This window comes from Mycobacterium sp. (assembly GCF_965229265.1).
Lineage (GTDB): Bacteria > Actinomycetota > Actinomycetes > Mycobacteriales > Mycobacteriaceae > Mycobacterium.
Window position 1 is genome coordinate 1,783,472 of the sequence record NZ_CBDDIY010000010.1, and the last position, 13,472, is coordinate 1,796,943.

15 protein-coding genes are annotated in these 13,472 nt (G+C 67.6%); 7 read left to right on the plus strand and 8 right to left on the minus strand.

The window, feature by feature from the left end; translation table 11 throughout:
- The first annotated feature begins 248 nt into the window (after positions 1–248).
- The 6 genes from ADBZ9K_RS10120 (at position 249) to ADBZ9K_RS10145 (ending at position 5,123) form a co-directional block, all read left to right on the plus strand.
- The gene (locus ADBZ9K_RS10120; protein WP_526619925.1) at positions 249–524 is read left to right on the plus strand and encodes a hypothetical protein; all 276 of its coding nucleotides are present in this window, start codon (positions 249–251) and stop codon (positions 522–524) included.
- A gap of 74 nt (positions 525–598) precedes the next feature.
- A complete protein-coding gene (locus ADBZ9K_RS10125; protein WP_526619926.1) occupies positions 599–1,276 on the plus strand; it encodes a TetR/AcrR family transcriptional regulator in 678 nt (225 codons plus the stop codon).
- Positions 1,242–2,165, plus strand: a complete 924-nt coding sequence (locus ADBZ9K_RS10130; protein ID WP_526619927.1) for an ABC transporter ATP-binding protein — start codon at positions 1,242–1,244, stop codon at positions 2,163–2,165. Before ADBZ9K_RS10125 ends, ADBZ9K_RS10130 begins: the two co-directional genes overlap by 35 nt.
- Positions 2,162–3,781, plus strand: coding sequence for an ABC transporter permease (locus ADBZ9K_RS10135; RefSeq protein WP_526619928.1), 1,620 nt, complete (start codon positions 2,162–2,164; stop codon positions 3,779–3,781). Before ADBZ9K_RS10130 ends, ADBZ9K_RS10135 begins: the two co-directional genes overlap by 4 nt.
- Before the next feature lie 22 nt (positions 3,782–3,803).
- Positions 3,804–4,478 carry a methyltransferase family protein gene (locus ADBZ9K_RS10140; RefSeq protein ID WP_526619929.1) on the plus strand — a complete coding sequence of 225 codons (675 nt, stop codon included), beginning with the start codon at positions 3,804–3,806 and terminating at the stop codon, positions 4,476–4,478.
- 42 nt (positions 4,479–4,520) lie between these two features.
- Entirely contained in the window at positions 4,521–5,123 is a 603-nt protein-coding gene (locus tag ADBZ9K_RS10145; protein ID WP_526619930.1) for a DUF4126 family protein, read from the plus strand.
- Here the strand turns inward: ADBZ9K_RS10145 and glgC are convergent.
- On the minus strand, positions 5,120–6,334 hold the full coding sequence (glgC, locus tag ADBZ9K_RS10150; protein WP_526619931.1) for a glucose-1-phosphate adenylyltransferase: 1,215 nt from the start codon (positions 6,332–6,334) through the stop codon (positions 5,120–5,122). The two genes, ADBZ9K_RS10145 and glgC, sit on opposite strands and share 4 nt — an antisense overlap.
- 152 nt (positions 6,335–6,486) lie before the next feature.
- Here glgC and glgA point away from each other — a divergent pair, with 152 nt between their 5' ends.
- Positions 6,487–7,650 carry a glycogen synthase gene (gene glgA / locus ADBZ9K_RS10155; RefSeq protein WP_526619932.1) on the plus strand — a complete coding sequence of 388 codons (1,164 nt, stop codon included), beginning with the start codon at positions 6,487–6,489 and terminating at the stop codon, positions 7,648–7,650.
- A 58-nt stretch (positions 7,651–7,708) separates the two neighbouring features.
- Here glgA and ADBZ9K_RS10160 read toward each other — a convergent pair whose 3' ends face one another.
- The 7 genes from ADBZ9K_RS10160 to log form a co-directional block, all read right to left on the minus strand.
- Complete coding sequence (locus ADBZ9K_RS10160; protein ID WP_005059648.1) at positions 7,709–7,876, minus strand: DUF3117 domain-containing protein; 168 nt, start codon at positions 7,874–7,876, stop codon at positions 7,709–7,711.
- 162 nt (positions 7,877–8,038) lie between these two features.
- Positions 8,039–8,647 (minus strand): DNA-3-methyladenine glycosylase I, encoded by a 609-nt coding sequence (locus tag ADBZ9K_RS10165; protein WP_526619934.1) that lies wholly within the window; start codon positions 8,645–8,647, stop codon positions 8,039–8,041.
- Positions 8,644–8,994 carry a DivIVA domain-containing protein gene (locus tag ADBZ9K_RS10170; RefSeq protein ID WP_526619936.1) on the minus strand — a complete coding sequence of 117 codons (351 nt, stop codon included), beginning with the start codon at positions 8,992–8,994 and terminating at the stop codon, positions 8,644–8,646. Before ADBZ9K_RS10170 ends, ADBZ9K_RS10165 begins: the two co-directional genes overlap by 4 nt.
- Before the next feature lie 51 nt (positions 8,995–9,045).
- Complete coding sequence (locus ADBZ9K_RS10175) at positions 9,046–9,984, minus strand: glucosyl-3-phosphoglycerate synthase (protein ID WP_526619937.1); 939 nt, start codon at positions 9,982–9,984, stop codon at positions 9,046–9,048.
- Positions 9,981–10,805 (minus strand): dihydropteroate synthase, encoded by an 825-nt coding sequence (gene folP, locus ADBZ9K_RS10180; RefSeq protein ID WP_526620886.1) that lies wholly within the window; start codon positions 10,803–10,805, stop codon positions 9,981–9,983. Before folP ends, ADBZ9K_RS10175 begins: the two co-directional genes overlap by 4 nt.
- A 141-nt stretch (positions 10,806–10,946) precedes the next feature.
- Positions 10,947–12,746 (minus strand): long-chain-acyl-CoA synthetase FadD6, encoded by a 1,800-nt coding sequence (fadD6, locus tag ADBZ9K_RS10185; protein WP_526619939.1) that lies wholly within the window; start codon positions 12,744–12,746, stop codon positions 10,947–10,949.
- 44 nt (positions 12,747–12,790) lie between these two features.
- Positions 12,791–13,375, minus strand: coding sequence for a cytokinin riboside 5'-monophosphate phosphoribohydrolase (gene log / locus ADBZ9K_RS10190; protein ID WP_526619941.1), 585 nt, complete (start codon positions 13,373–13,375; stop codon positions 12,791–12,793).
- Positions 13,376–13,472: the final 97 nt, after the last annotated feature.

Here is a 13,472-nt window from a genome sequence, read left to right on the forward strand (position 1 = left end):
CAAAGACGGTGTGAGGCAGGAATATTGCCCGCAGGTTGCGGGCATGTTAGGTGCGACTGTGCAGGGTGTTTCCGGGGGAAGTCATGGATCCACGAATCAGCCCCGTTATGGCGGCGATATTGATCGCGCCATTCGCACTGGCCTTAGTAGCGGCGGTTGTACTGGGCCTATCGCAAAGTAATCGCGATCGTTCAGAGAGTGTCGTGGCAACCTGGGGCGAACTCCGCATGACGCGAAGCTTTCTCATAGTGGGCTACCACCGGACCGCCCGGCGAATTCCGTTGGACGGGCTCGAGGCTACCGCGACCGAGACCGGCGCGCCGGGTGATGCTCCCGGAACCCATCGGCTTCTCCTGACGATCACCGGCCTCGATGGGGAAGCGATCCAGCGGTCGCAGCCACACTCCCCCGGCACGGTCACCGCAGCCCAGATGTTCGCCATCCTCCTCAACCGCGCCAGCGGGCGCCATGCGGCGATCGACAGCCCGTCCGCCGCCCTGGCGGCCATCCCCCGCGCGGCCTGACCGCCACACCACACCCGACCACAGTCGGCGCTCCCCCTTGACCGCCGACTGAACGCCTGTTTAGCATCTTAAACATGCGTTCAGACGACAGGACGACCGCGGCTCGGATCCGTGACGCGGCAATCGACCTGTTCGGTTCACGCGGTTTCGACGTCGGGGTGCGCGCCATCGCCGAGGCGGCCGGGGTAAGCCCCGCGCTCGTCATCCACCACTTCGGCTCCAAGGACGGCCTGCGCAAGGCCTGCGACGACTTCATCGCCGAGGAGATCCGCAGCGGGAAGTCCGAGACCATCCGCTCCACCGATCCGGCCACCTGGCTGGCGCAGGTCGCCGCGATCGAGTCGTACGCGCCGATGATGGCCTACCTGGTGCGCAGCATGCAGACCGGCGGCGAGCTGGCCAAGAATCTGTGGCGCACGATGTTCGCCAATGTCGAAAGTTACCTCGACGAGGGCGTCCGGGCCGGCACGGTCAAGCCAAGCCGCGATCCAGCCGCTCGGGCGCGATATCTGGGGATGGCAGGTGGTGGCGCATTCCTGCTCTACCTGCAACTGCACGACACCCCGACTGATCTCCGGGCCGTGCTCCACGACTACGCCAACGACATGATGCTGCCGGCCCTCGAGCTGTATACCGAGGGCCTGCTGACTGACTCGACGATGTTCGACAGCTTCGTGGCCCAGGGTCCGTTTGCGTCCACCACCGAAGGAGAGGCTGATGGCAGCGATATCGGCACCGATAGTGCGATCTGACACCGCCGCAGTAGAGATCAGAGGGCTCACAAAGGCTTTCGGCACCACCAGGGCACTCGACGGCTTGGACCTCACCGTCAGAGCCGGTTCCGTCGCCGGCTTCCTCGGGCCCAACGGCGCGGGCAAGTCCACCACCATCCGGGTGTTGCTGGGCATGTTGCGGGCCGACGGTGGCACCGTGCGGTTGCTCGGCGGCGATCCGTGGCGCGACGCCGTCACGCTGCACCGCCGGATCGCCTACGTCCCCGGCGATGTCACATTGTGGCCGAACCTCACCGGCCTACAGGCCATCGAGTTCCTTGTCGGACTGCGCGGCGGTGCGGACCCGGGCCGGCGCGATCAACTGATCGAGCGCTTCGAACTCGATCCGCACAAGAAGGCGCGCACCTACTCCAAGGGCAACCGTCAGAAGGTCGCGCTGGTCGCAGCGTTCGCCTGCGACGCCGACATCTACATCCTCGACGAACCCACATCCGGCCTCGATCCGTTGATGGAGCAGACCTTCCAGCAGTGTGTCAACGAGGCGGCGCACCGCGGTTCGGCCGTGCTGCTCTCCAGCCACATCCTGGCAGAAGTTGAAAAGCTTTGTGAGACAGTGACGATCATTCGCGCCGGGCGCACCGTGCAGTCCGGTTCGTTGGCCGAGCTGCGTCACCTGATGCGGACGACGGTGTCGGTCCGCACCCGGCGCGACCCCGCCGAGGTGCGCCGGTGGCCCGGGCTGCACGATGTCGAGGTTCGAGGCGGGCAGCTGCGGTTCTCCGTCGACCGCGATGCGCTGGACGTCACGATGCTGCACCTGAGCCAGTTGGGTATCACCGACCTGACCGTCACGCCGGCATCGCTGGAAGATGTGTTCCTGCGCGAATACCAAAGCACGGCACGATGACAGCGCCGGTGACTGCGCATCGCGGCCGGCACGAGGCCGCGTCGCCGTCCTCATCACTGACCGGACTGCCGGCGTTGATTCGGTTCGCGCTGCGGCGCGACCGAATCCGGCTGTCGGTGTGGGTCGCGGTGCTGACCTTCATGATGGTCTACGCCCCCAACGGGATAAAGCTGGCCTACCCCGACGAAGCGCAGCGCCAGGCGCGAGTGAACCTGCTCAAGACCCCCGCCGGAATCATGTTGGGCGGTCCCATGTTCGGGGGCAACGAGACCGACCTCGGCGCCATGATGGCCAATGAGCTCACGCTCACCCTCATTGTCGCGGCCTCCATCCTGTCGATCATGACCGTGGTGCGCCACACCCGCGCCGAGGAGGAGAACGGCTCCGCCGAGCTGGTGCTGTCCTCGATCGTCGGCCGCCATGCCCGCACCGCGGCGGCGCTACTGGTGGTGCTGGCCGTCAACGCGGTCCTGACCGTGACCATGACACTGGCCATGGCGACAACGGGTTTCGCCGTCGTCGACACCGCGGCCATGTGCCTGGGGATCACCGCGGTTGCCAGCGTCTTCGGGGCACTGGCCGCGCTCGCCGCTCAGCTATGGCGGCAGACCCGCACCGCAACGGCCGCGGCGATGGCAACACTGGCCGCCGCCGTGCTGGTCCGCGGGGCCGGCGACGTGATCGACAACGCCGGGAGCCCGCTGAGCTGGTTCTCCCCTATCGCCTGGGCCCAGCAGATGCGCCCGTTCGTCGCTCTGCGTTGGTGGCCATTGGCGCTGCTGGTGATCCTGACCATCGCACTTGTTGTGGCCACACTCGTGCTGGAGAGCAGGCGCCAGTACGACGAGGGGGTGCTGGCGTCCTCGGGTGAGCATCCGCGGGCTCGGCCGGTCGGCGGGATATTCGGCTTGCAGCTGGTGATTCACCGCGGACTCACCGCAGGCTGGGCGATCGGGCTGCTGCTGGCCGGGGCGGCCTTCGGCTCGATGACCAAGTCGCTGCTGGATGCGGCGCGCGGCAACGAGCTGCTGGCACGGGTGCTCACCGCGCAGGGAACCGACGGTGTGTACACGACGATGACGCAGTTTCTGGCGGCGGCGACGACGGCATACGTGGTCAGCGTGGTGGTGCGCCTGAGCCGTGACGAGGAATCCGGAATCGCCGAGGCGGTACTGGCCGGCTCGGTGTCGCGGTGGGCGTGGCTGTTGTCGGCGGTGGGCGCGGCACTGACGGGCGCGGCGGTGCTTCTCGCCTGCGCGGGCCTGGGCAACGGCCTGGGGGCGGCCCTGACGCTGGGGCAACCACAGACCATCCTCCGGCTCACCGTGGCCGGATTGGCGTTCCTGCCGGCGATGGCCGTCGTGGCCGGCGTCGCCGCACTCGGGGTGGCGATGCGACGCCCCGCCATCGGCTGGCTGGCGGTGACGTTCATCGTGGCCGCGCTCTATCTGGGCGCTCTGCTGCGACTGCCACGATGGCTCATCGACGCCTCGCCGGTGGGCCGCACCACCGCTCCGTCCTCGTATTCCGTTGTGACACTGGGAGTTATGGTCGCCGTCGCTGTCGCCGTCACGCTGATCGCGGGATCCATCTACCGCCACCGCGACGTCGTCTAGGTCTTGAAGAGACGGGAGCACGATGAGTACCTCACTGCGAACCCTGGTGTCGGCGGTCGTGGGTATCGCCGTCTTCGCCGTGCTGTTGTTCGTGCCGGCCGGCACTGTGGACTATTGGCAGGGTTGGGCCGTGCTTGCCGTGTTCAGTGTGATGAGTTTGGGGCCGACCCTCTACCTGGCCCGAATCGATCCGGCAGCCGTGGAGCGGCGCAGGCACGCCGGGGTGCGGGCCGAAACCCGAGCCGTGCAGAAAGTCGTGATCGGCGCGACGTTCGCCGCGTTCACGGCGCTACTCGTGGTCCCGGCATTGGACTACCGGTTCGGTTGGTCGCACGTTCCCGCCTGGGTATCGGTGCTCGGCGTGCTGATGGTGGCCGTTGGGCTGGGCCTGGCGATGTGGGTGGTCGTCCAAAACCGCTATGCCTCTGCCAATATCACCGTCGAAGACGGTCAGCCGCTGGTGAGCACCGGGCTGTACGGCATTGTGCGCCACCCGATGTACTCCGGGAACGTGATCCTGATGATCGGGATCGCCCTGGGCCTGGGCTCGTACTGGGCGCTTTTGCTGGTACTCGTCGGGGTGCTCCTGATGGCCGTGCGCATCGTCGACGAGGAGAAGATGCTCACTGCCGAGTTGGACGGTTACCGGCAATACACCCAGAAAGTGCGTTACCGTCTGGTGCCATTGGTCTGGTGAGTAGGGCGGCGGGCCAACGAGTTCCGCCATGAGGAGGCTCGTGTGGAGCTGATGACCGGTTTCGGCCTGGCCACCGCCGCCGGCCTCAATGCCTACATACCGCTGTTGGCCATGGGCTTGCTCGGACGGTTCAGCACCCTGATCACCCTGCCGCATGCCTGGTCGTGGCTGGAGAACGGCTGGGTCATCACGATTGTCGCGATTCTGCTGGCGGTCGAGATCGTTGCCGACAAGGTCCCGGCGCTGGATTCGGTCAACGACGCGGTGCAGACCTTCGTCCGGCCCACCGCCGGCGGCATCGTATTCGGCTCGGGTACGGCCGCGCAGACGGCCGCGGTCACCGACCCCGGGGACTTCGCCCGGACCGGTCAGTGGGTCCCGGTGGCCATCGGTGTGCTGACGGCGTTGGTGGTGCACCTGACGAAGACGGCGGTTCGCCCGGCGGCCAATGTCGCCACCGCCGGCACCGCCGCACCGGTGCTGAGCACCGTCGAGGACGTCACCAGCATTGCCCTCGTGTTCATCGCCATTCTGATTCCGGCGCTGGTGCTCGTGGTGATGATCGCTTTGGGATGGGCAGCGGTGGCGCTGCTACGGCGGCGCCGACGCCGCAGAGCCGCGCGCAACAACCCCGAAGCCGGTTAGATCCAGACGCCCTTCCCGACGGCGACCACGCCACCGGAGCTGATTGCGAAACGTTCGCGATCCCTCTCCAGGTCGACGCCGACCATCTCGCCGGGACCGACGACGACGTTCTTGTCCAGGATCGCGTGCCGGACCACCGCGCCGCGACCCACCCGAACGCCGGGCATCAACACACTGCCTTCGACGATAGCGCCGTCTTCGATGGCGACATTGCTCGACAGCACCGAATTGCGTACCGACGCCGCCGAGATGATGCTGCCGGCACCGACCACCGACTCCTGCGCCGAGCCCCCGTTGACGAACTTGGCCGGAGCCAGGTTCTCCGACTCGCCGCGGATCGGCCAACGCTTGTTGTACAGGTTGAACACCGGGTGCACCGACACCAGATCCATGTGGGCGTCGTAGAAGGCGTCCAGCGTTCCGACGTCGCGCCAGTAACCGTGGTCGCGCTCGGTGGCACCGGGCACCTCGTTGTTGCGGAAGTCGTAGACCGCGGCCATGCCATCGGAGACCAGCCGCGGGATGATGTCGCCGCCCATGTCGTGGTCGGAGTTGTCGTCGTCGGCGTCGGCGCGGATGGCGTCGATGAGCACCTTGGTGGTGAAGATGTAGTTACCCATCGACACGAAGGTCTGCTCCGGGTCGTCCGGGGTGCCGGGCGGGTCCGCCGGCTTCTCGATGAACTCCCGAATCCGCCCCGACTCGTCGGCGTCGATGCAACCGAAGGCGTGCGCCTCCGCGCGCGGCACCCGGATGCCGGCCACCGTGGCGCCCGCCCCGCTCTCGATGTGGAACTTCAGCATCTGCTCGGGGTCCATCCGGTACACGTGGTCGGCGCCGAAAACCACGATGTAGTCCGGATCCTCGTCGTAGATCAGGTTCAGCGACTGATAGATGGCGTCGGCCGATCCGGTGTACCAGCGCGGCCCGAGGCGCTGCTGGGCCGGCACCGGGGTGATGTACTCACCGGCCAGACCGCTCAGCCGCCAGTTCTGCGAGATATGCCGATCGAGGGAGTGCGACTTGTACTGGGTGAGCACACAGATTCGCAAGTAGCGGGCGTTGACCAGATTGGACAGCACGAAATCGATCAGCCGGTAGGCACCGCCGAAGGGAACCGCGGGCTTCGCCCGGTCCGCGGTCAGCGGATACAGCCGCTTGCCCTCTCCGCCGGCCAGGACAATGCCCAGCACGTGTGGCAATTCCCTCATGCTGCAAACCTAATGGCACGGGCATCAGTCGGCTAGGCCATTGGCACTTTTGCAGGTCGCTGTGTCGCGCCGGGAAGGGCATTTTGTGCTCGCGCGCAAGCACGTTGACCACAAAGCTGCGCCAGCGCCCGGCTGCTACTACGGTCGGGCGTATGCGGGTGGCGATGATGACTCGGGAGTATCCACCCGAGGTTTACGGCGGGGCCGGCGTGCACGTGACGGAACTCGTTGCGCAGCTGCGCCGCCTGTGTGAGGTCGACGTGCACTGCATGGGTGCCCCGCGGGCGGGAGCGTTCGTCCACCAACCCGATCCCGCGCTTCGCGGCGCCAACCCCGCACTGTCGACGTTGTCGGCGGATCTGGTGATGGCCAACGCGGCGGCCGAGGCGACCGTCGCGCACTCCCACACCTGGTACACCGGCATGGCCGGGCATGTGGCCGCGCTGCTGCACGGCATTCCGCACGTGCTGACGGCGCACTCCCTCGAACCGTTACGGCCGTGGAAGGCCGAGCAGCTCGGTGGGGGCTATCGGGTGTCGCTGTGGGTGGAGCGGACCGCCGTCGAGGGCGCCGACGCGGTGATCGCGGTCAGCTCCGGGATGCGCGAGGATGTCCTGTCCGTCTATCCCAGCTTGGATCCCAACCGGGTTCACGTCGTGAAGAACGGAATCGACACCGACGTCTGGTATCCCGCTCCCCCGGAGCGGGGCGAATCGGTGCTGGCCGAACTCGGCGTCGACCCGGCGCGGCCGATGGTCGCCTTTGTGGGGCGTATCACCCGGCAGAAGGGGGTGCCGCACCTGATCGCGGCGGCGCACCGCTTCGATCCCGACATCCAGCTGGTCCTGTGCGCCGGTGCGCCGGACACCCCGGAGATCGCCGCCGAGGTCAGTACCGCCGTACAGGAATTAGCCGAACGGCGCAGCGGGGTGTTCTGGGTACAGGAGTTCCTGCCCATCGGCAAGATCCGCGAAATCCTCTCGGCGGCTACGGCATTCGTCTGCCCGTCGGTGTACGAGCCGTTGGGGATCGTGAACCTGGAGGCGATGGCCTGCGGCACGGCGGTGGTGGCCTCCGATGTAGGCGGCATACCCGAGGTGGTCGACGAGGGAGTCACCGGAACGCTGGTGCACTACGACGCGGCGAAACCGGCGGACTTCGAGGCCGGCCTGGCCGAGGCGGTCAATGCGCTTGTCGGTGACCCGGAGCGGGCTCGCCGCTACGGGGCGGCGGGGCGCGCGCGCTGCATCGAGGAGTTCTCCTGGGCGCACATCGCCGAGCAGACTCTGGAGATCTACCGCAAAGTGTCGGCCTAAGCCGACACCGCAGAGAAGAAACCCCGCGCGGTCACGCGGGGTTTCGACGTTGGATCAGTTAGCTGGTGACGTTCTTGAGCTCGTCACCCAGGGCGGCGGCTTCGTCGGGCGTCAACTCGACCACAAGCCGTCCACCGCCCTCCAGCGGTACCCGCATCACGATGCCGCGCCCCTCCTTGGTTGCTTCCAGCGGACCGTCACCGGTCCGGGGCTTCATCGCCGCCATCGAGTACTCCCTCCAGGTTCGAGCCGGCCCGTCTTCATGGACCCGATCCGTGCCGGCACTTGGCTGCTGCGTCCGGCACTGAACTGCTTGTTTTCGACTCTATTGTTCCTCATCGGCGGGCATGGATGTGCAAGACCCGAGTGAGCGGCTCGATTCCGGCGGTCAAGCGGCCCCAGCCGGGGGCACCCAACACGACGCGACGTGGTCGTCGACCATGCCGGTGGCCTGCATTAGCGCGTAGGCGGTGGTGGGTCCGACGAAGCGGAATCCGCGCTTCTTGAGGTCCTTGGCCAGGGCCTGAGATTCCGGGCTGAGCGCGGGCACCTCGGCCAGAGTTCCGGGCCGGGGACGCGGCGGTGGGGCGTAGGACCACAGCAGGTCGGACAGGTCGACATCAAGCTCGGCCGCTGCTCTGGCGTTGGTGATGGTGGCCTCGATCTTGGCGCGGTTGCGCACGATGCCCTCATCGGCCATCAGGCGGGCGATGTCCCGGTCGGTGTAGCCGGCGACCGTCTCGATGTCGAAGCGAGCGAAGGCACGCCGGAAGTTCTCGCGTTTGCGCAGGATGATCAGCCAGGACAGGCCGCTCTGAAAGGCCTCCAGGCTCATCCGCTCGAACAGCGGGATACGGCCCCGCAGGGCGCGACCCCACTCCTGGTCGTGATAGTCGCGGTACAGCGACGGCTGGGGACCCGAAACGGCCCCCTGAGCCCATTCACACCGGATGCGGCCATCGTCGGCGTCGGCGTCGCTCACGCGAGCCTCGCTCACGCCGGCTCCTCCTCGGTGCCGGGCGCCGCATGGTGGGTGACGACCGGCTCGTCGAGGCCGGCGGCCGCCCGCACGGCCGACAGCTCGCCGCGCAGCTGGTCCAGTTCGGCGCCGAGCCGGTCAAGAACCCAGTCCACCTCGCTGGTCTTGTAGCCGCGCAGCACCTGGGTGAACTTCACACCCTCGACATCGGCACCGGTGACCCCGGAGGCCGGCAGAACGGTCGCCGTCGTCGCTCGGGGCAGCGGGGGCAGTTCCTCCCCCCGGCCGAAGATCAGGCTGGCCACCCCGAACAGGACGACGCCGATGAGGATCAGCACGACCAGATACAGCAGGATCAGACTCACGTCACAAATATTGCCTCAACCGACCGACAACCCCCGCGCCGAGCGCTCGATTCAGCGCAGGCTGTTCATCGGCGGACGGTCGGCCAGCGACACCGTCGTGGTCCGCGGCAGGTAGCCGTCCTCGCCATCGGGCAGGAACTGGGTGAGCCCGACGCCGGAATCGGTGATGCCGCAGCGCGACAGCAGGGTGGCGATCACCTGGCGACTCATCGCGCCCAGCTCGGTCAGCGGCCGGTTGCGGTGCGTCCGCACCCCGAGGTTGACCTGGGCGATGCCGCCGAGCCCGAGCCGGTCGTAGGTGTCGACCAGCAGTCCGATCTCCACGCCGTAACCCGGGGCGAACGGCACCGAGGTCAGCAGCTCGCGGGTGCCGGCGTACTCCCCGCCCAGTGGTTGCAGCACACAGCCCAGCTCGGGACGCAGCGCGGCCAGCAGCGGGCGGGCGACGAGTTCGGTGACCCGGCCGCCGCCGTTGGCGTCCTCACCCTTGCCGACCTTCAGCGGACGCCGGTAGAAGCCCTTGACCAGGTGGATTCCGTCGCCGGTGAGCAGCGGGCCCACCAGTCGTGGCACGAACATCGGGTCCGGATCGATCAGGTCGGAGTCGATGAACACGATGATGTCGCCGGTGGTGGCGGCCAGCGAACGCCACAACACCTCGCCCTTGCCGGGCTGCGGCTCGACCTCCGGCAGCGCCTGTTCGCGGCTGACCACCCGGGCGCCGGCGGCGATCGCCTCGATCTCGGTGTCGTCGGTGGATCCGGAGTCCAGCACGATCAGCTCGTCGACCAGACCACCAAGTAGCGGGCGGACGGTCTCGATGACGGAGCCGACGGTCTCCTCCTCGTTGAGCGCAGGCAGAACGACGGAAATCGTGCGGCCCCGCTTGGCTGCCACCAGCTCGGGCACCGTCCAGTTCGGCCGGCTCCAGCTGTGGTCGGACAGCCAGGTATCGCCGGGAAGTGTGTCGTTCGCGATGAGTTCGGTCATGCCAGTCCCCTCACCGTCCGCGTCGGCGGACGCTCACCGTGGATCGACGCGACCATCTCCAGCACGCGCCGGGTGGGACCCACCTCATGCACCCGGAACATCCGGGCACCGTCGGCGGCGGCCAATGCGGTCGCTGCCAGGGTGCCCTCCAGGCGTTGGGTGAGCTCCACACCCAAAGTCTCCCCGACAAAATCCTTGTTACTCAGGGCCATCAGGACGGGCCATCCGGTCTTAACAAGATCTTTTACGTGGCGCAACAAAGTAAGGCCGTGATAAGTGTTCTTGCCGAAATCGTGGGTCGGGTCGATCAATATGGCGTCGCGGGCCACCCCCAGGGACACCGCGCGCTCGGCGGCGGCGGTCACTTCGGCGATGACGTCGTCGACTACCCCGGTGACGGTGGTCCCGTAGTTCACCCGGAAAGGCCGGGTGCGCGGAACGGCTCCGCCCGTGTGCGAACACACCAGCCCCGCCCCGAACTCGGCTGCGACCTCCGGTAAAGCCGGGTCCGCACCGGCCCAGGTGTCGTTGATCAGGTCCGCACCGGCCGCGCAGGCCTGCTTGGCCACCGAGGATCGCCAGGTGTCGACGCTGATCAGCTGGTCGGGGTATTCGCCGCGCACCCATTCGATGAAGGGCACCACGCGGGCGATCTCCTCGCCGGCGTCGACCACCGCTCCCGGGCCGGCCTTGACCCCGCCGACGTCGACGACGTCGGCCCCCTCGGCGATGACGCGGTGGGCGGCGTCCTTGGCAGCCTCGTCGGAGAAGGTCGAGCCCCGGTCGTAGAACGAGTCGGGGGTGCGGTTGACGATCGCCATGATCAGCGCGCGATCACCGGCCACCGGCCGTCCGCAGAACGTCGAACTCACTCCACCATGGTGCCTGGCCGCGCCGAGATCGACGAAACGGCGGCATCTACTCGTACTTCTTCGCCCAAACGTTGGTTTGGGCGAAGAGACCTATTTGGGGCGGGCGCCGTCAGCGACTTCCCTGGGGTACTCGGGGTAGAACGGCACGTAGCCCTCGTCGCGGCCGGCCAGCACGTAGAGCGGGTCCTTGATCTCCACATCGTCGGAGCCATAGGCCTGCTTGCGCAGATCGACCTTGCGGCTCTTGAAGGTCGAGGTGGTCTCCAGCGACTCCACGATCCGGATGAACAGCGGCGCGGCATAACCGGGCAGATTCGCGTACACGGTGTCGGCCAGCGCCTTGCCGTCGAATTCCACCCGGTCCCGCAGTTTGATCGCCGCCATGCCGGCCCGTCCCCCGGTGTCGGGCACCTCGACACCGAACACCGTCGCTTCCTCGATGCTCGTGTCCTCGGCCAGGGCGGCCTCGACCTGGGTGGTGGCGACGTTCTCGCCCTTCCACCGGAAGGTGTCGCCGAGCCGGTCGGAGAAGGCGGCGTGCCCCATCCCCTGCGGGCTCATCACGTCACCGGTGTTGAACCACGCGTCGCCCTCCTTGAAGGCGTTGCGTACCAGCTTCTTCTCGCTGGCCTCCTTGTCGGTGTAGCCGTCGAACGGCGAGAGCTTGTTCACCGGGCTGATCAGCAGACCGGGCTGGCCGGGCGGGACCTTGCGCACCCGGCCGTTCTCGTCGCGCACCGGGTCGCCGGTCTCTGGGTCGTACTCCACATAGGCCAGCGGCAGCGGGCTGATGCCGGTGGTCTTGGGGATGTTGAAGACGTTGATGAACGCGGTGTTGCCCTCGCTGGCGGCATAGAACTCGGCCACCCGGCCGATACCGAAGCGACGGGTGAACTCCTCCCAGATCTCCGGGCGCAGCCCGTTGCCGGCGATGACCCGGATCTTGTGGGCGCGGTCGGTGTCCTTGGGCGGCTGGTTGAGCAGGTAGCGACACACCTCGCCGATGTAGATGAAGGCGGTGGCCTCCATCTGGATCACCTCGTCCCAGAACCGCGACGCCGAGAACGATTTGCCCAGCGCCAGCGTGCCGCCGGCGTTGATCACCGACGACACCGCGACCGTCAGCGCGTTGTTGTGGTACAGCGGCAGCGGGCAGTAGAGGGTGTCCCCGGCTTTGAGCCGAAGGCCCAGCCCGCCGAACAGCGTCAGCGCCCGCAACCACCGGTGGTGGGTCATCACGCTGGCCTTGGGATGGCCGGTGGTACCGGAGGTGAAGATGTAGAAGGCGGTGTCTTTGGCCTGGACCTGCGAGGCCGACGCGGGATTGCCGGTCGGTTTCCCCTGGGCCTGCTGCTCGAGCTCTTCGACGGTCATCAGCTGCGCGACATTGGCACCGCTGTCGGTGATCGGGTCGATCAGATCGGATTCGGCGACCAGCACGGTCGCGTCGAGCAGACCGATGCTGTGCGAGAGCACGTCGCCGCGCTGGTGGTAGTTGAGCATGCCGGCCACCGCGCCGCACTTGACCGCGGCCAGCATCATCAGGACCGCGTTGGGCGAGTTGCGCAGCATGATGCCCACCACGTCACCGCGCTGGACACCCTTGTCCGCCAGCACCGCCGCGTAGCGGTTGGCGGTCTCATTGGCCTGGCGGTAGGTGAGCTTCTGGTCACCGAAGCGGATGAATACCCGGTCGCCGTAGCGGGCCGCGCGGTCCTGGAACACCTTGCCGATGGAGACCTTCGACCCCGGTGCCGCGAGCAGACCGGTCAGCGCCCCGCGCAGGATCACCGGAGCGTCCATCACCACCGCGGGCAGCGCAGCGGCGATGTCGAGCAGACCGACCGACCGCTTGGCAGCCGAGTCCCGCGGCCCGGATTCACTGGACATTGCTGCCACCTTCCGATCGTTGCCCGCCACCGTTGGCGGCCAGCCTAGCCCCGGTCCGCGGCGCGCCCGGCTGCGCAAATCTCCAGGGCCGCCTCGACGGTGTCGACCACGACCAGCCGGTCCAGCGCGGCCTGGGCGACGTACCCGGTTTCGACGAGGGAGGACAGCCAGCTACGCAGGCCGTCGTAGTGGCCGGTGGGATCGAGGAGCACCACCGGCTTTTCATGCATACCCAGGTACCCGGCCGTCCAGGTTTCGAAAAGTTCCTCCAGCGTGCCGATCCCACCGGGCAGCGCCACGAAGGCGTCGCTGCGGTCCTCCATCACCTGTTTGCGCTGACGCATGGTGTCGGTGACGATCAGCTCGTCGGCCTCCACATCGGCCAGTTCCCGGTGCACCAGGGCCTTGGGAATGACGCCGACGGCGCGCCCGCCCCGCGACCGCGCCCCGGCGGCCACCGCGCCCATCGCCGAGACGTTGCCGCCACCGGAGACCAGCGTCCAGCCCCGGTCGGCGACCGCCGCACCGACGCGGTGCGCCAGCTCAAGCAGCTCGGGGTCGCGGGGGCCGGACGCGCAATAGACGCACACCGCCCACTCGTCGTCACGGTTCTCTGATCCGGGTTGCACACCCGGAAACCTAGCGCAGAGTCCGCGCGCGCCGATGAGCGCTGGCGCGCGCAGCATTTCGCCCTACCCTGGGGCCGCTGAGCCATACACTTCGGCA